At 69.3% G+C, this 19,990-nt stretch carries 24 protein-coding genes; 11 read left to right on the top strand and 13 right to left on the bottom strand.

The features are described from left to right. The first annotated feature begins 6 nt into the window (after nt 1-6). On the top strand, nt 7-1,410 hold the full coding sequence (locus B0920_RS04830; protein ID WP_078031419.1) for an APC family permease: 1,404 nt from the start codon (nt 7-9) through the stop codon (nt 1,408-1,410). Nucleotides 1,411-1,425: 15 nt separating this feature from the next. Then, on the top strand, nt 1,426-2,022 hold the full coding sequence (locus tag B0920_RS04825; RefSeq protein WP_078031418.1) for a cyclopropane-fatty-acyl-phospholipid synthase family protein: 597 nt from the start codon (nt 1,426-1,428) through the stop codon (nt 2,020-2,022). A gap of 18 nt (nt 2,023-2,040) precedes the next feature. Here B0920_RS04825 and B0920_RS04820 read toward each other — a convergent pair whose 3' ends face one another. After that, nucleotides 2,041-2,682, bottom strand: a complete 642-nt coding sequence (locus B0920_RS04820; RefSeq protein ID WP_218669337.1) for an NUDIX hydrolase — start codon at nt 2,680-2,682, stop codon at nt 2,041-2,043. Nucleotides 2,683-2,917: 235 nt separating this feature from the next. On the opposite strand from B0920_RS04820, the gene B0920_RS04815 reads away from it, so the two are divergent. From B0920_RS04815 to B0920_RS04810, 3 genes are all read left to right on the top strand, one after another. Further along, nucleotides 2,918-4,255, top strand: a complete 1,338-nt coding sequence (locus B0920_RS04815; protein ID WP_229455181.1) for an ATP-binding protein — start codon at nt 2,918-2,920, stop codon at nt 4,253-4,255. A 119-nt stretch (nt 4,256-4,374) separates the two neighbouring features. Then, nucleotides 4,375-4,506 carry a hypothetical protein gene (locus B0920_RS26385; protein WP_267873358.1) on the top strand — a complete coding sequence of 44 codons (132 nt, stop codon included), beginning with the start codon at nt 4,375-4,377 and terminating at the stop codon, nt 4,504-4,506. After that, nucleotides 4,493-5,230, top strand: coding sequence for a response regulator (locus tag B0920_RS04810; RefSeq protein ID WP_078031415.1), 738 nt, complete (start codon nt 4,493-4,495; stop codon nt 5,228-5,230). Before B0920_RS26385 ends, B0920_RS04810 begins: the two co-directional genes overlap by 14 nt. A gap of 67 nt (nt 5,231-5,297) precedes the next feature. Here the strand turns inward: B0920_RS04810 and B0920_RS04805 are convergent, their stop codons facing one another. The 8 genes from B0920_RS04805 to B0920_RS04770 form a co-directional block, all read right to left on the bottom strand. Then, on the bottom strand, nt 5,298-5,717 hold the full coding sequence (locus tag B0920_RS04805) for an Ohr family peroxiredoxin (RefSeq protein ID WP_078031414.1): 420 nt from the start codon (nt 5,715-5,717) through the stop codon (nt 5,298-5,300). Between the two features lie 148 nt (nt 5,718-5,865). Next, nucleotides 5,866-6,942: a thioredoxin family protein gene (locus B0920_RS04800; protein ID WP_078031413.1), complete on the bottom strand. Its 1,077-nt coding sequence runs from the start codon at nt 6,940-6,942 to the stop codon at nt 5,866-5,868. A 15-nt stretch (nt 6,943-6,957) separates the two neighbouring features. Next, on the bottom strand, nt 6,958-7,371 hold the full coding sequence (locus tag B0920_RS04795; protein WP_078031412.1) for a cupin domain-containing protein: 414 nt from the start codon (nt 7,369-7,371) through the stop codon (nt 6,958-6,960). Nucleotides 7,372-7,536: 165 nt separating this feature from the next. Next, nucleotides 7,537-7,929 carry a nuclear transport factor 2 family protein gene (locus tag B0920_RS04790; RefSeq protein WP_078031411.1) on the bottom strand — a complete coding sequence of 131 codons (393 nt, stop codon included), beginning with the start codon at nt 7,927-7,929 and terminating at the stop codon, nt 7,537-7,539. A 64-nt stretch (nt 7,930-7,993) separates the two neighbouring features. Further along, nucleotides 7,994-8,548: a flavodoxin family protein gene (locus B0920_RS04785; protein WP_078031410.1), complete on the bottom strand. Its 555-nt coding sequence runs from the start codon at nt 8,546-8,548 to the stop codon at nt 7,994-7,996. Between the two features lie 36 nt (nt 8,549-8,584). Beyond that, on the bottom strand, nt 8,585-8,824 hold the full coding sequence (locus B0920_RS04780) for a 4-oxalocrotonate tautomerase family protein (RefSeq protein WP_078031409.1): 240 nt from the start codon (nt 8,822-8,824) through the stop codon (nt 8,585-8,587). A 34-nt stretch (nt 8,825-8,858) separates the two neighbouring features. Beyond that, nucleotides 8,859-9,596 carry an SDR family NAD(P)-dependent oxidoreductase gene (locus B0920_RS04775; RefSeq protein ID WP_078031408.1) on the bottom strand — a complete coding sequence of 246 codons (738 nt, stop codon included), beginning with the start codon at nt 9,594-9,596 and terminating at the stop codon, nt 8,859-8,861. Nucleotides 9,597-9,807: 211 nt separating this feature from the next. Further along, nucleotides 9,808-10,758: a LysR family transcriptional regulator gene (locus tag B0920_RS04770; RefSeq protein ID WP_078031407.1), complete on the bottom strand. Its 951-nt coding sequence runs from the start codon at nt 10,756-10,758 to the stop codon at nt 9,808-9,810. Between the two features lie 106 nt (nt 10,759-10,864). On the opposite strand from B0920_RS04770, the gene B0920_RS04765 reads away from it, so the two are divergent. The 6 genes from B0920_RS04765 to B0920_RS04740 all read left to right on the top strand — a co-directional run bounded on the left by B0920_RS04765 (nt 10,865) and on the right by B0920_RS04740 (nt 16,508). Further along, nucleotides 10,865-11,923 (top strand): nitronate monooxygenase family protein, encoded by a 1,059-nt coding sequence (locus tag B0920_RS04765; protein WP_078031406.1) that lies wholly within the window; start codon nt 10,865-10,867, stop codon nt 11,921-11,923. A 99-nt stretch (nt 11,924-12,022) separates the two neighbouring features. Then, the gene (locus B0920_RS04760; protein ID WP_078031405.1) at nt 12,023-13,051 is read left to right on the top strand and encodes an LLM class oxidoreductase; all 1,029 of its coding nucleotides are present in this window, start codon (nt 12,023-12,025) and stop codon (nt 13,049-13,051) included. Nucleotides 13,052-13,296: 245 nt separating this feature from the next. Continuing rightward, nucleotides 13,297-14,040, top strand: a complete 744-nt coding sequence (locus B0920_RS04755) for an SDR family NAD(P)-dependent oxidoreductase (RefSeq protein WP_078031404.1) — start codon at nt 13,297-13,299, stop codon at nt 14,038-14,040. Nucleotides 14,041-14,063: 23 nt separating this feature from the next. Then, on the top strand, nt 14,064-14,720 hold the full coding sequence (locus B0920_RS04750; RefSeq protein WP_078031403.1) for a DsbA family protein: 657 nt from the start codon (nt 14,064-14,066) through the stop codon (nt 14,718-14,720). 26 nt (nt 14,721-14,746) lie between these two features. Beyond that, a complete protein-coding gene (locus B0920_RS04745; protein WP_078031402.1) occupies nt 14,747-15,706 on the top strand; it encodes an enoyl-CoA hydratase/isomerase family protein in 960 nt (319 codons plus the stop codon). Between the two features lie 103 nt (nt 15,707-15,809). Continuing rightward, the gene (locus tag B0920_RS04740; RefSeq protein ID WP_229455179.1) at nt 15,810-16,508 is read left to right on the top strand and encodes a trimeric intracellular cation channel family protein; all 699 of its coding nucleotides are present in this window, start codon (nt 15,810-15,812) and stop codon (nt 16,506-16,508) included. On the opposite strand, the gene lldD is transcribed toward B0920_RS04740, so the two are convergent. The 4 genes from lldD to B0920_RS04720 form a co-directional block, all read right to left on the bottom strand. Next, nucleotides 16,505-17,638, bottom strand: a complete 1,134-nt coding sequence (gene lldD, locus B0920_RS04735) for an FMN-dependent L-lactate dehydrogenase LldD (RefSeq protein ID WP_078031401.1) — start codon at nt 17,636-17,638, stop codon at nt 16,505-16,507. The genes B0920_RS04740 and lldD overlap by 4 nt on opposite strands. A gap of 125 nt (nt 17,639-17,763) precedes the next feature. Continuing rightward, nucleotides 17,764-18,420 (bottom strand): cupin domain-containing protein, encoded by a 657-nt coding sequence (locus tag B0920_RS04730; RefSeq protein ID WP_078031400.1) that lies wholly within the window; start codon nt 18,418-18,420, stop codon nt 17,764-17,766. Between the two features lie 61 nt (nt 18,421-18,481). Continuing rightward, entirely contained in the window at nt 18,482-18,853 is a 372-nt protein-coding gene (locus B0920_RS04725; protein ID WP_078031399.1) for a DsrE family protein, read from the bottom strand. 141 nt (nt 18,854-18,994) lie between these two features. After that, nucleotides 18,995-19,894, bottom strand: coding sequence for a LysR family transcriptional regulator (locus tag B0920_RS04720; RefSeq protein WP_078031398.1), 900 nt, complete (start codon nt 19,892-19,894; stop codon nt 18,995-18,997). Between the last annotated feature and the right edge of the window lie 96 nt (nt 19,895-19,990).

Raw genomic sequence — 19,990 nt, 5'->3', positions numbered from 1 at the left:
TTCGTCATGGATGCCATCGAAGCGGAACGTTTTGCCTCTGCCCAGCGCGACGCCCGGCCGCGGCCCACGCTCGGCCTGCGCGAGGCGATCGCCGTCATCGTCGGCGTGGTCATCGGCGCCGGCATCTTCAAGTCGCCCTCGCTGGTCGCCGGCTTCAGTGGCAGCCCCGGCGCCATGTTCGCCTTCTGGGCGCTGGGCGGGCTGGTCTCCCTGATCGGCGCCCTGTGCTACGCCGAACTCACCACCGCCTACCCCCACGCCGGCGGTGACTACCACTACCTGCAGCGCGCCTTCGGGCGCTCGGTCGCCTTCCTGTTCGGCTGGGCGCGCTTCTCGGTGATCACCACCGGCTCGATCGCCCTGCTCGGCTTCGTGTTCGGCGACTACATGCAGCAGGCCCTGCCGCTCGGCGTCTCCGACGGCTGGGGCAGCACGCTCTACGCCTGCGCCGTGATCGTCGTGCTCTCCGCCCTCAACCTGCGCGGCATCCGCGCCGGCGCCGGGGCCCAGACCCTGCTCACGCTGGCCGAGATCGGCGGCCTGCTCCTGATCGCGGCCGCCGCCCTGTTCTTCGCCGGCCCGGCTCCGGCCGGGCCGCCCGCCGCCACCGGGCCGCCCAACGTCGGCCTGGCCATGGTCTTCGTCCTGCTCACCTACGGCGGCTGGAACGAGGCCGCCTACATCAGCGCAGAGATCCGCGGCGGCCCGGCGCGCATGGTCAAGGCCCTGATCATCTCGATCGCCGTGATCACCGGCCTCTACCTCCTGGTGAGCTGGGCCTACTGGACCGTGCTCGGCATGGGCGGCATGGCCGCCTCCGACGCCGTGGCCGCCGACCTCATGCGGCAAGTCTTCGGGCCCACCGGCGAGAAAATCATCTCCGTGCTGGTCGCCATCGCCGCTCTCACCTCGATCAACGCCACCATGATCGTCGGCGCCCGCACCGGCTACGCCATGGGCCGCGACTGGACTTCGCTGCGCGGCCTGGGCCACTGGGACGGCGAGCGCGGCACGCCGCGCGTGGCGATGGCGGTGCAATGCGGGGCCGCCCTGGTCCTGGTCGGCGTCGGCGCGACGCTGGGCAGCGGCTTCAAGGCCATGGTCGAATTCACCGCGCCGGTGTTCTGGCTGTTCTTCTTCCTCACCGGCGTCTCGCTGTTCGTGCTGCGCCGGCGCGAGCCCGGCACGCCCCGGCCCTTCCGGGTCCCGCTCTACCCCTTGCTTCCCCTGCTGTTCTGCGCCACCTGCGCCTACATGCTGTGGTCCAGCCTGTCGTACGTCTACAGCCAGACCCTGGGCGGGCTGAACGCCGCCTGGATCGGCGTGGCCGTGCTGGCCTTCGGGCTGGTGCTGCTGCTGTTCCTGCGCGGGCGCCGCGAAAACCACCATCCACCCCAGTCCACACCATAGACAGGAGATGTGCCGATGAAGCCGCAACCCCGCCGCCGTACCCTGCTGCTGTCCGCAGCCGCCACCACTGGCCTGCTGATGCTGCCCGCCCACCGCGCGCTGGCGCAGGCCGCCGCCGCCGCGCCCGAGCGCAATCTCGACGTGCCCTACGTGCCCACGCCCCAGGAAGTCGTGGACAAGATGCTCGACCTGGCCAAGGTCGGCAAGAACGACGTGCTGTACGACCTGGGCTGCGGCGACGGCCGCATCGTGGTCACCGCCGCCAAGAACCGCGGCGCGCGCGGCACCGGCATCGACCTCGATCCGGCCCGCATCGCCGAGGCCAAGGAGATCGCCAAGAAGGCGGGCGTGTCCGACCGCGCCAGCTTCCGGGTGGGCGACCTGTTCAAGACCGACGTCTCGGAGGCGACCGTGGTCACGCTCTACCTGCTGCCGACCGTGAACGTGAAGCTGCGCCCGCAGCTCTGGAAGCAGCTCAAAGTGGGCACGCGCGTGGTCTCGCACGCCTTCGACATGGGACCGGAGTGGCCGCCCGAAAAGACCGCCGAGGTCGACGGCCGCCGCATCTATTACTGGACCATCACCCAGGCCAACAAGAAGGAAGTCGCCTGAGCCCTTGAGGGAAGACGCCTAGGCCCGTCCCAGGGCGCGCAGCAGGGCCGCGAGCACCGCGCGGTCGGTATCGCGGTGCAGCAGCTCGGCCGCCCGCTCCAGGGTGGCCAGGTGCACGGCCTGCGATTCCCAGCCCATGTCGCCCGGGTGGCCGCCGGTGCGGCGTGCCAGGTAGAAGCGGGTGCAGGTCTGGGTGCGCGCGAAGTCGCCCAGCCAGGCGCTCAGGCTGACCCGCAGGCCGGTCTCTTCCCAGGCCTCGCGGATCGCGGTCGCCTTGAGCGACACGCCCGGCTCCACCCGTCCCTTCGGAAAACTGATCCGGTAGCCGCCGAAGCCGTTGGACGGCGCCACCAGCCACACCCGCCCGTCCGGCTCCAGCACCACCGCGCCGGCGGCCGGCTTCAGGCCGAGCGCGGGCACGAAAGGCGGCTCCGCGAGCGCCAGGCTGTCCGGGTCCGGCGCCAGTTCGGGCGCCGGCGCCATCGCGCAGCGCGCCAGCGCGACCCCGTTCAGCACCTCCCCGCACACGCTGCCCGGCACGAACACCAGGTTCGCCGCGGGATCGGCCATGCGTTCGAGGCCGGCCTCGCTGCTGGGGGACAGCAGGCGCTCCGGCCTGCCTTCGTCGTTCGGCTTGGGGTGGTAGACGATGTCGCTCATGGTCGCTGGTGGGTGATGGAGCGCCATGATAACCCGGCGAGACCCGGCGCTCTATCCTCGGTCCATCTTGATCGGCGCCAAGCTACGCGTCTACAATGCAAGAGTTCAGCCCGCTGCCCAGGCGCGCGGCGTATCATTCACGACCCATTCGGCACCGCCGGGCCCGGCCCGCCTGCCAGTATTCGAGGAGGCAGCCGATGTTCGACACCCCACACCCCGCAGTCGGGAGGCGACCGTGAGCGGCCTGCTGGCCAGGCTGGTCCCGCGCAGCCTGTTCGCGCGCCTGAGCCTGATCCTGATCGCGGGCCTGGCCACCGCCCAGCTGTTGTCGACCACGCTCACCTACACCGAGCGCAACGACGTCAGCATGGGAACCATGATCGACTACGTCGAGATCGACCTGCGCACCGCCGTCGCCCTGCTCGACCGCCTGCCGCACGAGCAGCGCAAGGAATGGCTGCCGCGCCTGCGCCGCGGCGGCTACGGCTTCATCCTCGGGCCTGGCGAGACCGGGCCGGAAGTCAGCTCCGACCATGCGCTGCGCCTCATGAACTCGGTCACCCGGGCGCTCACGCCGGACTACCCATTCACCGCCAATGCCGTGCCCGGCGGGCGCGACGATTTCCAGGTCCACCTGCGCCTGGCGGACGGCCAGCCGCTCACGGTCGACTTCTTCCCGCGCCGCGGACTGCCGCTCTCGCCCTGGCTGCCCTATGTGCTGGCGGGCCAGCTGGCCCTGGTCGCCCTGGCCTGCTGGGCCGCCGTGCGCCTGGCGACCCGGCCGCTGCGCTCCCTGGCCCAGGCGGCCGACGCCCTCGGCCCCGACCTGCGCCCGGTCGACCTGCCCGAACACGGCCCCTCCGAGGTCGAAGCGGCGGCGCGCGCCTTCAACGCCATGCAGCGCCGCATCCAGGGCTATGTCGACGAGCGCCTGCGCATCCTGGCGGCGATCTCGCACGACCTCCAGACCCCGATCACGCGCATGCGCCTGCGGGTGGACATGATGGACGACGAGAGCCAGCAGGAGCGCTTCTCGGAAGACTTGCAGCAACTGCAGGACCTGGTGCGCGAAGGCCTGGGCTACGCCCGCTCGATGCACGGCAAGCCGGAGCCGGCCGCCGCCCTCGACCTCGGCAACCTGCTCGACACCATCACCCTCGACTACCGCGACAGTGGCCAGCCGGTGAGCCTGCAGGCGCGGGCCGGCGGCGGCGCGCTGGTGACCCGCCCGCAAGCCCTGCGCCGGGTGCTGAGCAACCTGATCGACAACGCCATCAAGTACGGCGGCAAGGCCGAGGTGCTGCTGGAGCGCCCGAGCGACCGGGAAGCCGTGATCACGGTGCGCGACGAGGGGCCGGGCATCCCGGCGGAATCGCTGGAGGCCGTGTTCGAGCCCTTCTACCGGCTGGAGAGCTCGCGCAACCGCGAGACCGGCGGCACCGGCCTCGGCTTGTCGATCGCGCGCCAGCTGGCGCTCTCGCTGGGTGGCGAGCTGACGCTGCACAACCGGCCCGAGGGTGGGCTGGAAGCGCGCCTGCGGCTGCGCAGCCTGGAGCAGGAAACGCGCGCGTGAGGCCGCGCCTACAAGGAATTTTGCAGGGCGATTGTGTCGGCGGCGGGCGCCGACATAATCGGAAACAAAGCGGTGGCGAAACTTGGCTAGAGTAGGATTCCCTGATCCTGGAGAATGCTATGAAACGCCTGTTCGCCTGGGCCGCGCTGGTGGCCGCCACGTTTACCGCCGAACTGAGGCCGGGCCCCTGCCCGCTCTCGACCAGCCGCCCGAGCCTGACAACGGAGAAGGACAAGCATGCGCGACACTGAACACATCCTGGTCGTCGACGACGACCGCGGCATCCGCGAACTGGTGGGAGCCTACCTCGAAAAGCAGGGCCTGCACTGCACCCTGGCCGCCAACGGCCGCGAGATGTGGGCCGCGCTCTCGCGCGCCACGCCCGACCTGATCGTGCTGGACATCATGATGCCGGGCGACGACGGCCTGGTCCTGTGCCGCGAGCTGCGCGCCGGGAAGTACCGCGCCATTCCGGTCGTGATGCTGACCGCGCGCGACGACGAAACCGACCGCGTGGTCGGTCTCGAAATGGGCGCCGACGACTACATCGCCAAGCCCTTCGCGGTGCGCGAGCTGCTGGCGCGCATCCGCGCCGTGCTGCGCCGCACCCACATGCTGCCGCCCAACCTGCAGGTGACCGACGCCGCCGCCATGCTCGGCTTCGGCGACTGGCGCCTGGACACGGCGGCGCGCCACCTGGTGGGGCCGGACGACGTGGTGGTGACCATGAGCGGCGCCGAGTACCGCCTGCTGCGCGTCTTCCTCGACCATCCGCAGCGCGTGCTCTCGCGCGACCAGCTGATCAGCCTGACCCATGGCGCCGGGGTCGACCTGTTCGACCGCTCGATCGACATTTTGGTGAGCCGCCTGCGCACCCGCCTGGGCGACGACGCGCGCGACCCGCGCTACATCAAGACCCTGCGCAACGAGGGCTACGTGTTCTCGTCTACCGTCACCATCATCGAGCCCAAGTAAGCCCGGCCCCGAACGATAAAAGGCCCGGCACGCCTGCGCGTGCCGGGCTTTTTTAGTGGCGCGTCGCTCAGACCACGCGGGTGGTCACGCCGATGCTCTTGGTCAGGGCCTTGGAATACGGGCAGGTCGCGTGGGCGCGCTCGGCCAGCTCCTCGACCACCTCGAGCGGCAGGCCGGGGATGTGCACTTCGAGGCGCGCCTGCAGGTAGTATTCGGAGCCGGTCTTGCCCAGGTCGACTTCGGCGTTGACGCGCGCGCCTTCCGGCATGCGCAGCTTGCGCTCGGCCGCGGCCAGGTGCAGCGCGCCGATGTAGCAGGACGACCAGCCGGCGCCCAGCAGCTGCTCGGGGTTGGTGCCCTGGCCGCCCGAGGTGAACGAGGACAGCGCCACGTCCAGGCGGCCGTCGTCGCTGCGCGAGACGCCGTCGCGGCCGCCGCCGCTGGTGGTGACTTTGCCGGTGTAGAGAACTTGTTCGATTGCTTGCATGGTGTGCTCCTTCAGGGTAGGTGGTGCTGGGTTGTGATGTGCGGTGTACGCATGCCGGTCATGCTAGCAAGCGCGCCGCCGCGCCTTATATTGGTTTTGTAGTGAAAATCGGCCGCGACACAATCGGACATACATCGCGGCCGGGAGTTCAGCCAAAGGTGAAGGCGTAGGCCTGGGCGCCCGCGTCCAGGAAGCGGACCTCGAAGCGGCGCTGGCCAACCTTGCCCGACTGCCGCACCAGCTGGTGCAGGCGGGTCTCGGTCACCACGCCATTGCCTTCGGCGTCGACGTCCGCGCCATGGTCCGCGCCCGGCGCGCGGCCGTCGACCGTCACCTTGATGCGCACCTTGCGGCCGGGGGCGCCCGGACCCATCACGAGGTGCAGGTCGCGGGCGCTGAACTGGTGCGCCACGCCGGCGCCGGGCTGGGCCACGACGGCCCTTTCCGCGCCGACGTTCCACTGTCCGAACAGGCCCCACTGGTTGACGTTCAGCTTGCCGACCGTGTAGTCGCGCGGGCTGTCCGGCTTCAGGCGCTCGGGCGAGCGGAAGTCCTGCGCCTTGCGATAGCCGAGGTAGGCCTCGCCCGAGCCGACGTTGGCCAGGTCCGGCGCCATCTGCTCGGCCGCGCCGCTCGGATTGACGATGCTCTCGTCGACCGGCTTGCCGTTGGCTTCCACCAGCAGCGACTGGATCGCGCGCTCGACCTTGGCGTAGTCGCCCTCGCCGAAGTGCTGGAAGCGGATCTTGCCCTTGGCGTCGACCAGGTAGAAGGCCGGCCAGTACTGGTTGTTCCAGGCTTCCCAGATCCGGTAGTCGCTGTCGACCGCCACCGGGAAGTCGATCTTGTAACGGGCCAGGGCCGCGTTCACGTTGCTCAGGTCCTGCTCGAACTTGAACTCGGGCGTGTGCACGCCGACCACCACCAGGCCCTGGTCGCGGTACTTGTCGGCCCAGGCGCGCAGGTAGGGGAAGGTGCGAATGCAGTTAATGCAGGAATAGGTCCAGAAATCGACCAGCACCACCTTGCCCTTGAGCTGCTGGGCGTTCAGCGGCGTTCCATTGAGCCAGGTGGTGGCGCCGGCGAAGCCCGGGCTGCTGCCCTTCACCGGGAGCGAGCCGCCCAGCAGGGCCGGACCGGCGGCCAGGGGCCCGGAGACCGCCAGGGCGGCCGCCGCACCCAGGACCGCGATGCCGCCGAGGGCGGCGAGGGAATGGCGTTTCATCGTCGGGCTCCGGGCTTATTTGTCGAGGGTGAGAACGGGTTTGCCCTTCTCGACGATGTAGGTGGCCAGTTCGCTGGCGACCTCGGTGCCGACGTTCTTGGCCGAGTGGACCGCGCCGGCCGGGATGTACAGGGATTCGCCGGCCTTCAGGCGCACCACCTTGCCGTCCAGTTCATACTCGAATTCGCCGCTCAGGACATAGGCCAGTTCCACCCCAGGATGCGAATGCTTCGGGAACTTCACGCCGGGGCCGAAATCGACCTTCACCTGGATGGCTTCGTGCTTGTGGTCGTAGCTATGGCGCACGACTTCGGTGCGGCCGATGCCGTTGGCGTCGAGCTTCTGTGCGTGGGCGGGAACAAGGCCACCGCCGGCGGCAAGCATGAGGGCAAGGGCGGCGCTGCGGACGAGGTTGCGGGCAAGGTTCATGATATTCCTCCGGTGGTACCTGCTCCCGCGCCGCCAGGATGGCGGTCGCGTGCAGGAAGTCGATGTGTGCATTACACCCGCCGGGAGTGTCCCGCGCGTGTCGAAAACCGCCCCGAACTGAAGGGAGATGTTTCCGCCGCCGCGCTTGACACATACCGACACAATTCAGGCCCTGGATTCCGGCCTGTCGGCGCGGACCGGTACGTCGGCGAAGGTCTTGTTGACGATGACCCAGACCCCGTCGCGGCGCAGCAGTGTCAGATAGTTGTAGAAATTGAAACCTCGAGCCGGGACATGTACCCGCGCGCTCGCGATGTTGTGGGTGACGTCCAGGGACAGCAGCTTCATCTGGTAAGGCTCGCCGAGTTCTTCGGGCGACTCGCGCTGGGACACACCCTCGAGGTAGTCGTCGAGGCGCTTGTGGTAGGACTGGCCGCCGATCTCGGCGAACAGGGCGGCATCGGGATCGAACACCGAGCGCAGCAGCTCGGTGTCGCCGGTGTACAGGCCATTGAAATAGTCGGCCAGGACGGTCAGGATGGCTTGGTGGTCGTGCATGATGGGCTCCTTGGGTGGCGGCGCGGCGGCGCCGTGGCCGCCACGTCATGCAGAAAAACGCGAATCAGGCCAGGCGTTCGGCGCTGGCGCGCACCCGCTCGCCGAAAAGGACAGCGGTGCGCAGGTCGCCGGCCACCATCTCGTCGGTCGATGCGTCGGACGGCGTGGCGGTGGCCAGCCCGGCGAACGAGGACAGGTAGTTCACGTCGTCGCGCTGGGCCGACTTCGCGTTGCTCGGCATCAGGCCGGTACCGGCCCACAGCATGCCGTGCTGCTGGGCCATCGTGAAGATGGTGTACAGCGTGGTCTGCTTGTCGCCGTTGACCGAGGCCGAGTTGGTGAAGGCGGCGCCCAGCTTGTCCTTCCAGCCCTGGGTGATCCACACCTTGGACGACTGGTCGACGAACTTCTTGAACTGCCAGCTCACGTTGCCGATGTAGGTCGGCGAACCGAAGATGATGGCGTCGGCGGCCTCGAGGCGCTCCCAGCCGCCTTCCGGCAGGTTGCCTTCGGCGTCGATGGCCAGCAGGTGGCCGCGGCTGCCCTCGGCGACGGCTTCGGCGATGCGGCGGGTATGGCCGTAGCCACTGTGATAGACGATGACGATGTTCTTGCTCATGATGTGCTCCTTTCAGGGTGTTCGGTGGGTGCTTGCTTACTTCGCGGCCTTGGCGGCCTTGGCGGCCTTCTCGGCCGCCTGGCGTGCGCGGCGCTTGGTCACGACCTCGCCGCCATGGCCCCAGTTGTCGGTGTCGACTTCGTCGATCACGACGAAGGTGGACTCCGGGTCCTTGTTCAGGACGTTCACCATGAGATCGGTCGCGCCGGCGATCATGGCTTCTTTCTGTGCTTTGGTGACGCCTTCGTCGGTCACCTGGATGAGGATGTAGGGCATGATGTTCTCCTTGCTTGTGTGAGTGGGTCGGTGATTACCAGGTGCCCGCGGTGGCGCCGCCGTCGACGCTCAACACGATCCCGGTGGTGAAACTGGCGTCCGTCAGGTACAGCACGGCGTCGACGATGTCCTCCACCCGGCCGATGCGGCCGGTGGGTTGCAGGCCTTGCAGGAATTCGCGCGCGCCCGGGTCGTGCAGCGGGGTATCGATGATCCCGGGAGCGACCGCCGTCACCTTCACGTTGTGCGGCGCCAGTTCCAGTGCCAGGGCGCGGGTCGCGCTGTTCAGGCCCCCCTTGACCAGCACCGGCAGCACGGCCGGCACCTGCGCGTTGGGCTGGATGGAGACGCTGGCGGTGATGTTCACGATGTGGCCGCCCTTGTTCGCGCTCATGTGGGCCGCGGCCTGCTGCGAGGGATAGAAGAAGCCCTTCAGGTTGGTGTCCGCCAGGCGCTCGACTTCCTCCGGAGTGTAGGTATGAAAGGGCTTGGCGTTGAAGATCCCGGCATTGTTGATCAGGATGTCGACCTTGCCGAAGCGCGCCTTGGCGACGGTGAAGATGGCTTCGGCGGTGTCGGCTTCGGCGATGTCGCCGGCCACGCCGTAGAAGTTGTCCGGGTTGCCCAGCTGTTCCTTGGCCTGTTCGAGGCGTTCGACGGTGCGGGCGTTGCCGACCACGTTGAAGCCGCGTTCCAGGTAGGCCTTGGCCAGCGCCAGGCCGATGCCGCTCGAGGCGCCGGTGATGACGACGGTGCGTGCTGCTGCGTCCATGCTGTACTCCTTGTCCGTTGAGGGGGCGGCGCCTGCGTCCGGATGGATGCAGCGCGCCGTCGTTGGACTGAACTATAGGCAGCGGGGACGGGGCGAAAAAGATGGATAAGAGCAATACAATCGATACACGATGTAATGAATCGATGCGCGCGCGAAGGACGCGGCTACCCCGCCGCCGAGGGCGGGGCGGGCCATGCTCAGGAGGGAAAAATCAGGGCGCGACCGGCTGGCGGCGCGCGGGACGGGCGGGCTGGTCGCGCAACTGCTCGACCAGGAAATCGACGAAGGCGCGCACCCGCAGCGCCACGTGGCGGCCGTGCGGGTAGATCAGGCAAAAGGGGCGCGAGCGTCCGCCATATTCCGGCATCAGCTCCACCAGGCGCCCCGCCTTGAGGTCGGCGTCGACAATGAAGCGGTAGGTCTGGAACAGGCCGCCGCCGGCGCGCGCCAGGGTCACCGCGCCCAGGATGTCCTCGGCGCAGCCGTACAGGCCCGCGGTCGGCAGCTCGATGTCCTCGCCGTCCTGGTGGAACAGCCAGGGGATGTTGCGGCCGGTGCTGGGCAGGGCGAACTGGATGCAGTTATGCCCGCGCAGGTCCTCGGGGCTGCGCGGCGTGCCGGCCTGGCGCAGGTAGTCGGGGGTGGCCACCACCACCAGTTCGGAGTCCTCCAGCTTACGCGAGATCATGGTCGAATCGGCCGGCGCGCGGCCACGGATCGCCAGGTCGAAGCCCTCGTCGCCGAAATCGACGTTGCGGTTACTGAGGTGGAACTCGACCTTCACGTCCGGATAGCGGCGCGTGAATTCCGGCAGCAGCGGCAGCACCCGGTAGTGGCCGTAGGGAGTCGGCATCGAGATGCGCAGCAGGCCCGAAGGCGCGCTCTGGCGCCCGGTGACCAGGCGCTCGGCCTCGACCAGCTGGTTGAGGGCCTGGCGGCACTGGGCGAAGTATTCGCGTCCGGCCTCGGTCAGGTGCAGGGTGCGGGTGGTGCGCACGAACAGGCGCACGTTCAGGCGCGCTTCCAGGCGCGACACCGCGCGGCTGACGGCGGCCGGCGTCACGGCGGCGGCGGTGGCCGCGGCGGTGAAGCTGCCCAGTTCCGCGGCGGAGCAGAACAGCTCGATGCTGCCCAGCAGGATATCGTCGAATTGGCGTGTCATCGTTTCATTACACGATGTATCAATAGTTGTGCATCATACTTGATTGTTCGCCCTGCCGTGGACTGCCTATACTCGGCCAACACCTGTCAACCACGCGGAGGCCAGCATGACCACTTCCCTCACCCGCCTGCTCGGCGTCGAGCTGCCCATCATCCAGGCGCCGATGGCCGGCGTGTCGACCGCGCGCCTGGCGGCGGCGGTCTCGAACGCCGGCGCGCTCGGCTCGATCGCGGTCGGCGCAGGCAGCGCGGCCCAGACGCGCGCCGCCATCGCCGAGCTGCGGGCGCTCACCGATCGCCCCTTCAACGTCAACGTGTTCGCGCACCGCCCGGCCAAGTCGGACCCGGCGCGCGAAGCGGCCTGGCTGGACTGGCTCGCGCCTCACTTCGCTGCCCAGGGCGCCGAGCCGCCGCGCGCGCTGCGCGAGATCTACACCAGCTTCCTGGCCGACCCGGAATTGCTGGAGGCGCTGGTCGAGGCAAGGCCGGCCGTGGTCAGCTTCCACTTCGGCCTGCCCACGGCCGGCCAGGCGGAGGCCCTGCACCGCGCCGGCAGCGTGCTGCTGGCCACCGCCACCTCGGCGCCGGAAGCGCGCGCGGCCCGCGACGCGGGCATCGACGCCATCGTCGCCCAGGGCAACGAGGCCGGCGGCCACCGTGGCGTGTTCGACCCGGACGCGCCGGACGAGGGCCTGGGCAGCTTCGCCCTGGTGCAGCTTCTGCGCGACGCCGTGGCGCTGCCCATCGTCGCCGCCGGCGGCATCATGGACGGGCGCGGCATCGCCGCCGCGCTGCGCCTGGGGGCCAGCGGCGCCCAGCTCGGCACCGCCTTCATCCCGACCCCGGAATCCTCGGCCACGCCCCACCACCGCGCCCTCCTGCAGGACGCTGCGCGCGGCACGGCAATCACCAGCGCCATCTCCGGCCGGCCGGCGCGCGGGCTGGTCAACCGCTTCTTCGACGAGATCGGCGGGCCGGGCCACCCTTCCGTGCCCGACTACCCGATCGCCTACGACGCCGCCAAGGCCCTGCACGCGGCGGCCGCCGCCCAGGGCGTGCAGGACTATTCGGTGAACTGGGCCGGCCAGGCGTATGCGCTGGCGCGTGCCATGCCGGCGGCCGAGCTGGTGCGCCTGCTGGCGGCTGAGATGCGCGCCGATCTTTAACATCGCGGAACAGGTTTTTTGCGGGACGGCCGGCTACCGGAGCGCCGGCCCCTTCTCTAGAGTGCAGGCATACCCCACCACCCGCCGAAGGAGAACCCGATGAACACCTCGCCCGCCCTGGCCGACCGCCACGGCAGCCCGGCCGCTCCCCAACCCTCGCCCCACCCCGGCCTTGCCCGCCATCCGGGCTTCCGGCGCCTGTTCCGGCCCGGCGCCCTCACGGTCGGCCTGATCCTGCCGCTCGAGACCCACCCGGGCCGACCCGCGCCAACCATGGAGGGCCACATCGAGATGGCCCAGCGCGCCGACCGGCTCGGCGTCGGCGCGCTCTGGATGCGCGACATCCCCTTCTACGATCCGCACTATGGCGACGTGGCCCAGATCTTCGAGCCGCTGGTCTACATCGCCCACCTGGCCGCCGTCACCCGCCGCATCGCCCTCGGCACCACCGGCATCGTCCTGCCCACGCGCGAACCGCTGATGCTGGCCAAGCAGGCCGCCTCGCTCGACCAGTTGAGCGGCGGCCGGCTGGTGCTCGGGCTGTCCTCGGGCGACCGGCCCAGCGACTATCCGATGTTCGGGATCGACTACGAGAGCCGGGGCGAGCGCTATCGCGACGCCTACGGCGTGCTGCGCACCCTGCTCGAACAGCGCTACCCGCGCTACGACTCGGCGCGCTTCGGCCATGCCGGCGGCCTGCTCGACCTGGTGCCGCGTCCGGCCTTCGGGCGAATACCCGCGATCGCCGTCGGCCAGTCGCAGCAGCACCTGGACTGGCTGGCGCGCCACATGGACGGCTATCTTGCCTTCGTGCCCCAGCCCGGCGAGCTGGCCACCCTGGGGCGCGCCTGGCGGGCCCAGGTCGCGGCCCAGCACGACACCCCGGTGTTCAAGCCGCTGGGGATCGGCGGCTACTTCGACCTGCACGAGGACCCGCACCACCCCTTCATGCGGGTGCCCGGGGGCTTTCGCGCCGGGCGCGAGGGCCTGCGCGACTACCTGGAACAGGCGCGCGAAGCGGGCGTGTCCCACATCGCCCTCAATCCCAAGGTCAGCCGCCAGCCCTATGCCGAGATCCTCGATCAGCTGGCCGACACCATCCTCCCCGCCTTCCCGGCCCACGAGTAAGTCCCGGCTCGCCGCCCGTGCGGGCGGCGGCGCTCTCTTCCCCATTTCGTTCCGCCTTGCCGTGCGCCCCAGTGGGCGCAGGCGCGCCCACGTCCAGAGAGAACGGCGTTCCGCCTCGCGCCATTCATTACACGGTGTATCAATTATCTTGTGCCAATGCATATTTATCCGCATCGGGCGCAAAAGTATAGTTTCCCCATCGCAGCAACGAACGCTGCGCCAACCAGTCACCCAAGGAGAAACTCATGAGCTCGAATCAGAAAACCGTCATCGTCACCGGCGCCTCCAGCGGCATCGGCTTCGCCATCGCCGAGGCCTACCTCCAGCGCGGCTACAACGTGGTCGGCAACGCCCGCAGCCAGGACCGCCTCGACAGCGCCGCCGCCAAACTGGGCAACCCGGCCAACTTCATCGGCGTGGCCGGCGACATCGCCGAACCGGCCACCGCACGCGCCCTGTTCGACCGCGCCATCGCCGCTTTCGGCCAGGTCGACATCCTGATCAACAACGCCGGCATCTTCATCGCCAAGCCGATCGCCGAGTACACCCAGCAGGACGTGGAAGCCATCGTCGGCACCAACCTGAAGGGCTTCTTCTACCCCTCGCAGCTCGCCGCCCAGCACATGGCCGGCCGCAAGCAGGGCCACATCATCAACATCACCGCCAGCATCTCGATCCAGCCGAACATCAAGGTGCCGGCCCTGCTGCCGGTCCTCATCAAGGGCGGCCTGAACCAGGCAACCCGCGCCCTGGCCTTGGAACTGGCGGGCAGCGGCGTGAAGGTCAACTCGGTCGCCCCCGGCATCATCGAAACCCCGCTGCACGGCGACTACGAAAGCACCCGCGCCTTCTACAACACCCTCGCCCCGACCGCCACCACCGGCGTCACCCAGGACGTGGTGGACGCGGTGCTCTACCTGAGCGATTCCAGCTTCACCACCGGCATCGTGCTGCCGGTCGACGGCGGCGGCACCGCCGGCGTGTTCTGATCGAGCGCTTCCGGGAGAACGACATGAAACTGATCTACGTGGGCGATCCGATGTGCTCCTGGTGCTACGGCTTCGGCAAGGAGCTGAGCGCCCTGGTGCAGATGCACCCCGAGCTGGAACTGGACATCGTGGTCGGCGGCGTGCGCGCCGGCGCCACCGACATCCTGGACGACGCAGGCAAGCAGTTCCGCCTCGGCCACTGGGAGCGCGTGGCCGCCAACAGCGGCCTGCCCTTCAACCGCGAGGCCCTGCTGGCGCGCGAGAACTTCGTGTACGACACCGAGCCGATCTGCCGCGCCGTGGTCGCCGCCCGGAAGCTGGCCCCCGAGGCCGACCTGCTGACGGTGTTCCGCAAGCTGCAGCACGCCTTCTACGTCGACGGCCTCGACACGACCAGCGGCCGCGTGCTGTCCGAGGTCGGCGCGCGGGCACTGAGCGAGCTTGGCCACCCGACCAGCGCGGACGACTACTTCGCCGTCTGGCAGTCGGCGGAGACCATCGCGGAAACCCGGGCCGACTTCCATCTGGCGCGCTCGCTCGGCGTGCGCAGCTTCCCGGCCCTGCTGCTGGAAACCCCCGCAGGCCTGGCCGAGCTCAGCCCCGGCTATGCCCATGCCTCCGTGCTGGAAGAGCGCCTGCAATCGCTGCTGGTCCGTGCCGGCGGCTCCCGCAATAACTAAGTCAATCCAGACTGAAAGGAACGATCATGAAAACCACTCTCAAACTCGCCGCCGCCACCATCGCCGCCGCATTCGTGATCGGCGCGGCCCATGCCGAAGAAGGCGGCGCTGCCGGCGCAGCACCGGCAGCGGTGGCGGCAGCGTCAAGCCAGCAGGCGGCCCAGGACCAGATCCGCCTCACCCGCGTCACCCCGGCCTACTGGAAGGTGACCTTCGCCAGCCCGCCCTTCAACATCGTCGGCCCCAAGGAAGTGCGCCAGCTGGTGCGCATCGTGGAGCAGATCGAAGCCGATCCAGCCGTCCAGGTGGTGGTCTTCGACAGCGCGGTGCCCGATTATTTCATCGCCCACTACGACCTGCTCACGCCGCTGGAAGACTCGACCGGCATGGCGCCCGGCCCGACCGGCATGCATCCGGTGCCCGACCTGATGGTGCGCATCGCACGCCTGCCGGTGATCACCATCGCCTCGATCCGGGGCCGCGCCACCGGCATCGGCAGCGAACTGGCGCTGGCGGCCGACATGCGCTTCGCCAGCCGCGAGAAGGCCATCCTGTCGCAATGGGAAGTGGGCGCCGGCCTGGTCGCCGGCGGCGGCCCGATGGCGCGCCTGCCCCGCCTGGTCGGACGCGGCCGGGCGCTGGAAATCCTGGTCGGCGCCGACGACATCGGCGGCGAACTGGCCGAGCGCTACGGCTACGTCAACCGCGCCCTGCCGGACGCCGAGCTGGACGCCTTCGTCGACGGCCTGGCGCGCCGCATCGCCTCCTTCGAGCGCGAAGCCATCGTCGAGACCAAGAAGCTGGTCGACGTGGCGAGTCTGCCGCCGGACGCCGAGATGCAGCCGGGCTGGGACGCCTTCATCGCCTCGGTCAAGCGTCCCGCCACCCAGGCGCGCCTGAAGTCCCTGGTCGACCAGGGCCTGCAGCGCAAGCCCGAGGTCGAGCGCAAGCTGGGCGCCCGCACCGCCGCCTACCGCAAGCAGTAAGCCCGCCCGGGAAGCCTGCGCTTCCCAATGTCGGCCGGGCCGGGTACCATGCCGGATTGCCATGCGTTCGGCGTGGTACCTCTTTGCTTATCCGACATCCATCGTGTTTGAAGTCCTCTCCCTCGACATGGGGGCCGCCATGAAGACCCTGGTGCTGACGCTCGACCTGATCGGCACCTTCGTGTTCGCCCTGAGCGGCGCCGCCGCGGGCGCGCGCCGCCGGCTCGACATCTTCGGGGTGCTGGTGCTGTCCTTCGTGGCCGCCTGCTCGGGCGGCATCGTGCGCGACCTCCTGATCGGCGCCACCCCGCCGGCCGCGATCAGCGACTGGCGCTACCTGGTGGTGTCCAGCCTGGCCGGCCTGTGCATCTTCTTCTGGGACCCCCTGGTCAAGCGCCTGGGCAACTCGGTGCTGATCTTCGACGCCGCCGGCCTGGCCCTGTTCTGCGTGGCCGGCGCCCAGAAGGCGCTGGTGTTCGGGCTGGAGCCCTGGATGGCGGCGCTGCTCGGCATGCTGACCGGGATCGGCGGGGGCATCGCGCGCGATGTCCTGCTGTCCAACGTGCCGGCCGTGTTCCGCTCGGACGTCTACGCGGTGGCGGCGCTGGCCGGCGCCGGCGTGGTGGTGCTGGGCGACGCGCTGCAGTTGCCCACCACCCCGACCGCCATCGCCGGCGCCGTGCTCTGCTTCGGTCTGCGCATGGCGGCGATCCGCTACGACTGGCACTTGCCGACGGTGCGCTCGCGCGAACCGGACGAGGCCCAGCAGCCAGAGAGTGGCAACCGCGACCAGTCGCGCTAGGCGGCCAGTACCTGCGGTCCGATCTCGCCCACGGACCCAACACCGGTGAGCACCATATTGGTCCGCAAATCCTTCTCCATGATGGCCAGCAGGCGCTCGACCCCGGCCTGCCCCTGGGTCGCCAGCGCGTAGATGAAGGCCCGCCCCAGCAGCACCCCGTCCGCCCCCAGGGCCAGCATGCGGAACACGTCGGTCCCGGTGCGCACCCCGCCGTCGGCGAAGATCGTCATGCTCCCCTTGGCCACCTCGGCGATGGCGGGCAGCGCCCGGGCCGTGGACGGCGCGCCGTCCAGCTGGCGCCCGCCGTGGTTGGACACCACGATGCCGTCGGCCCCGAAGGCCAGTGCGTCGCGCGCGTCCTCGGCGTCGAGGATGCCCTTGATGACCAGCTTGCCGCCCCATTCGTCGCGGATCCACTCCAGGTCGCGCCAGCCGATGCCGGGGTCGAAGTTGGCGCCCAGCCAGCCGATGTAGTCCGCCAGCCCGGTGGCATGGCCGCGATAGGCCGAGATGTTGCCCAGGTCGTGGGGGCGGCCGAACAAGCCCACGTCCCAGGCCCAGCGCGGGTGCCGCATGGCCTGCAGCACGCGCCGCAGCGGACCGTTCGGCCCGCTCATGCCGCTGTGGGCGTCGCGGTAGCGCGCGCCCGGCACCGGCATGTCGACCGTGAACATCAGGGTCGTGGCGCCCAGCTCCCAGGCGCGGCGCATCACGTCGCGCATGAAGCCGCGGTCCTTGAGCACGTAGAGCTGGAACCATATCGGGCTGGCCGCCTGGGCCGCCACTTCGGCCAGCGGGCACACCGACACCGTCGACTGGATGAAGGGAATGCCGCAGCGGCCGGCCGCGCGCACCGCCTGAACCTCGCCGCGCCGGGCATACATCCCGGCCAGCCCTACCGGGGCCAGCGCGACCGGCAGGGCGTAGCGCTGGCCGAACCATTCGACCCCGAGGTCGAGCTGCTCCGAGCCGCGCAGCACTCGCTGGCGCAGGCGCACGCCCTGCAGGTCCTCGACGTTGGCGCGCAGCGTCTGCTCGGCGCCGGCGCCGCCGTCGAGATAGTGGAAGAGGAAGGGCGGCAGCCGGCGCCGGGCGGCTTCGCGAAAGTCGGTGGCGGAAGAGATGATCATCGGGCGTCCTGGGCAAGAGGTGGCGCCCAGCAGTATATCGCCTGCGCAGCCCCGCACTCGCCGGATTGCTGGATCACCTCGAAATGCGGTTCGAATCGCCAGCCGACCAGAGGGGAAACAAGCGTTTACGAGCGCTTGCTCGCGTTCACCGGGGCGAGTGTCGCACCAGGCTCCATCCCCTCGATGCGGTTCGCGCGTCCAGTTCCCGGGGACAGCCGCAGCCATGTTCGCCATCGCTCACGCAGCGCGCCCGCCAGCAGGAGCGGCAGCCGTTCCAGCGCCACGCAGGCCGGCAGGACAGCGACGTCGCCTCTGGCCTCATGCGTCGCGCCATTGTCCCAGGCAAGCCCGAATGACGCCAGGATTCGCGCGGCCTCCTCACGCGCGAAGCCGCGCGCCTCGACGGCCCGCGCCAGCGCGCGAAAGGCTTCTTCGACCCTCCCTGGCCACAGGGCGACGCCGACGGTGCTCGGCTCCGGTCCATGCTGGAAAATCCTGTGACCGACGCCCTGCGGCAGCAACAGCGCCTCGCCGGGACGAAGCACCGCCAGGACTCGCGCACCACTGCGCACCCGCAGTTCGCCGGACAGGGCGACCACCATTTTGCGCTCGCGCGCGTGGCGTAGGGGAAGGTTATGGCCGCGCAGGGGTAAGGTGAACCGCATCGCGGTCCCGGCCCCACCGATGTCGCACTGAGGGACATCGAGATGGACCGGATAGCCGCCAGGGTAGAGCATCAGGATCTCGGCTGGCTCCGCCGGGGGAAGGACGACGGTGTTCATTGCGGTGTCGCATGAGGACGGGCCCGGCCACTATTGTGATCGGGTCCCGTCCGGCGCAGGCTTAGAAGGTGAAGACGGTGTAGCCGTCAGCCGAGATCTGGGCGATGCTCGGCAGGCCCGAGGTGCCGGGCACGCTGTTGTCGGTGATCAGGTCGAAGCCGGCTTTCTCGACTTCCTCGCGCGCCCCGAACACGTCGGCGCAGCCGCAGGAGATGCCCACCACCCGGTCTTCCACCGCTTTATACAGCGCGTGGATCGGGTGCGCGCTGTTCGCCAGCACGCCGGGCCAGCGGGTGCCGGTACCCTGGAAGTAGATGCCGACCTCGGTATCCTTCTGCTTGAAGTCGTAGGCGGCGGCCAGCCCGTTGAACATGCGGCCGAGCGCTTCTTCGCCGGCTTTCGGATCGGACAGGATGATGATGGCTGCTTTCATGGTGGTTCTCCTTGGTGTTGGTTGAGTCGCTAGAGTTCGGTCCGCTGTGTCTGCAGCGGATGAGGCCATTCTAGGGACGCCGCACGGAGAGATAAACCATGTGTAAAGCAATAGATCGTTACGCCACGCGAAACAGCTCCGTCAGTTCAGGTGCGGGTGGGCGCGCAGGTGCTCGGCCAGCAGGTCGATGAAATTCCTCACCTTGGACGAACCGAACTTGCTCTCGCGGTGCACCAGGTGCACCGGCCAGGGCGCCTCCTCGTACTCTTCCAGCACGATCTTCAGGCGGCCGGCGCCGAGTTCGTCCGCGATCTGGTAGGACAGCAGCCGGCAGATGCCCAGGCCCGCCGACGCCGCCTCGATCGCCGCGTCGTTGCTGGTGACGGTCAGGCGCGGGCGCAGGCGCACCATGGTGGGGTCGTCGACCGCGCCGAACTTCCACTCGACCCGGGGCGACACGCCGCTGGCGGCGATCACGGTGTGGTGCAGAAGGTCGGACGGGTGCTGGGGCACGCCGCGCCTGGCCAGGTATTCGGGCGAGGCGCACAGCACACGCCGCACCTGCCCCACCCGCAGCGCCTTGAGGCTGGAATCCGGCAGGTGGCCGATGCGCACCGCGACGTCGATGCCCTCGTCGACCAGGTTGACGATCCGGTCCAGGAACAGCGCCGTCACCTCGACCTCGGGATATTCGCTCAGGTAGCGCACGATGCAGGGCATGACGAAGCTTTTCCCGAACAGCACCGAGGCGGTGATCGTCAGGTTGCCCTTGGGCGCGGCGTTGACGCCAGCCGCCGCTTCGTTGGCTTCCTCGATGCTGGCCAGGATGTTGCGCACGTCGTCCAGGTAGCGCTGGCCGGCCTCGGTCAGCCTCACGTTACGGGTGGTGCGCAGCAGCAGCTTGACACCCAGCTTCTCCTCCAGGCTGGCGATCGCGCGCGTGACCGCCGCCGGCGACAGGTCGAGGCGGCGCGCGGCCGCGGCGAAACCCTCTTCCTCGCCGACGGCGGCAAAGACCTGCATCAGGTGAATCTGGTCCACTTATTTCTCCGAGCGAAAGACAGCTTTGTTGCAGGGGCGATTTCTCTGCGCCCCATTATTTCGCAGAATGCACGTGTCAGCAATCATCCGAACCCA

This window comes from Massilia sp. KIM (genome assembly GCF_002007115.1).
In the GTDB taxonomy this organism is placed as follows: domain Bacteria; phylum Pseudomonadota; class Gammaproteobacteria; order Burkholderiales; family Burkholderiaceae_D; genus Telluria.
The sequence above is the reverse complement of the archived record's forward strand: the minus strand, read 5'-3'. Positions and strand labels throughout refer to the sequence as shown.

Bases quoted from the DNA above. Each gene is read 5' to 3' on its own strand.
- B0920_RS04830 (WP_078031419.1), top strand. From the start codon at position 7: ATGGATGCCATCGAAGCGGAACGTTTTGCCTCTGCCCAGCGCGACGCC.
- B0920_RS04825 (WP_078031418.1), top strand. From the start codon at position 1,426: ATGAAGCCGCAACCCCGCCGCCGTACCCTGCTGCTGTCCGCAGCCGCC.
- B0920_RS04820 (WP_218669337.1), bottom strand. From the start codon at position 2,682: ATGAGCGACATCGTCTACCACCCCAAGCCGAACGACGAAGGCAGGCCG.
- B0920_RS26385 (WP_267873358.1), top strand. From the start codon at position 4,375: ATGAAACGCCTGTTCGCCTGGGCCGCGCTGGTGGCCGCCACGTTTACC.
- B0920_RS04810 (WP_078031415.1), top strand. From the start codon at position 4,493: ATGCGCGACACTGAACACATCCTGGTCGTCGACGACGACCGCGGCATC.
- B0920_RS04805 (WP_078031414.1), bottom strand. From the start codon at position 5,717: ATGCAAGCAATCGAACAAGTTCTCTACACCGGCAAAGTCACCACCAGC.
- B0920_RS04800 (WP_078031413.1), bottom strand. From the start codon at position 6,942: ATGAAACGCCATTCCCTCGCCGCCCTCGGCGGCATCGCGGTCCTGGGT.
- B0920_RS04795 (WP_078031412.1), bottom strand. From the start codon at position 7,371: ATGAACCTTGCCCGCAACCTCGTCCGCAGCGCCGCCCTTGCCCTCATG.
- B0920_RS04790 (WP_078031411.1), bottom strand. From the start codon at position 7,929: ATGCACGACCACCAAGCCATCCTGACCGTCCTGGCCGACTATTTCAAT.
- B0920_RS04785 (WP_078031410.1), bottom strand. From the start codon at position 8,548: ATGAGCAAGAACATCGTCATCGTCTATCACAGTGGCTACGGCCATACC.
- B0920_RS04780 (WP_078031409.1), bottom strand. From the start codon at position 8,824: ATGCCCTACATCCTCATCCAGGTGACCGACGAAGGCGTCACCAAAGCA.
- B0920_RS04775 (WP_078031408.1), bottom strand. From the start codon at position 9,596: ATGGACGCAGCAGCACGCACCGTCGTCATCACCGGCGCCTCGAGCGGC.
- B0920_RS04770 (WP_078031407.1), bottom strand. From the start codon at position 10,758: ATGACACGCCAATTCGACGATATCCTGCTGGGCAGCATCGAGCTGTTC.
- B0920_RS04765 (WP_078031406.1), top strand. From the start codon at position 10,865: ATGACCACTTCCCTCACCCGCCTGCTCGGCGTCGAGCTGCCCATCATC.
- B0920_RS04760 (WP_078031405.1), top strand. From the start codon at position 12,023: ATGAACACCTCGCCCGCCCTGGCCGACCGCCACGGCAGCCCGGCCGCT.
- B0920_RS04755 (WP_078031404.1), top strand. From the start codon at position 13,297: ATGAGCTCGAATCAGAAAACCGTCATCGTCACCGGCGCCTCCAGCGGC.
- B0920_RS04750 (WP_078031403.1), top strand. From the start codon at position 14,064: ATGAAACTGATCTACGTGGGCGATCCGATGTGCTCCTGGTGCTACGGC.
- B0920_RS04745 (WP_078031402.1), top strand. From the start codon at position 14,747: ATGAAAACCACTCTCAAACTCGCCGCCGCCACCATCGCCGCCGCATTC.
- lldD (WP_078031401.1), bottom strand. From the start codon at position 17,638: ATGATCATCTCTTCCGCCACCGACTTTCGCGAAGCCGCCCGGCGCCGG.
- B0920_RS04730 (WP_078031400.1), bottom strand. From the start codon at position 18,420: ATGAACACCGTCGTCCTTCCCCCGGCGGAGCCAGCCGAGATCCTGATG.
- B0920_RS04725 (WP_078031399.1), bottom strand. From the start codon at position 18,853: ATGAAAGCAGCCATCATCATCCTGTCCGATCCGAAAGCCGGCGAAGAA.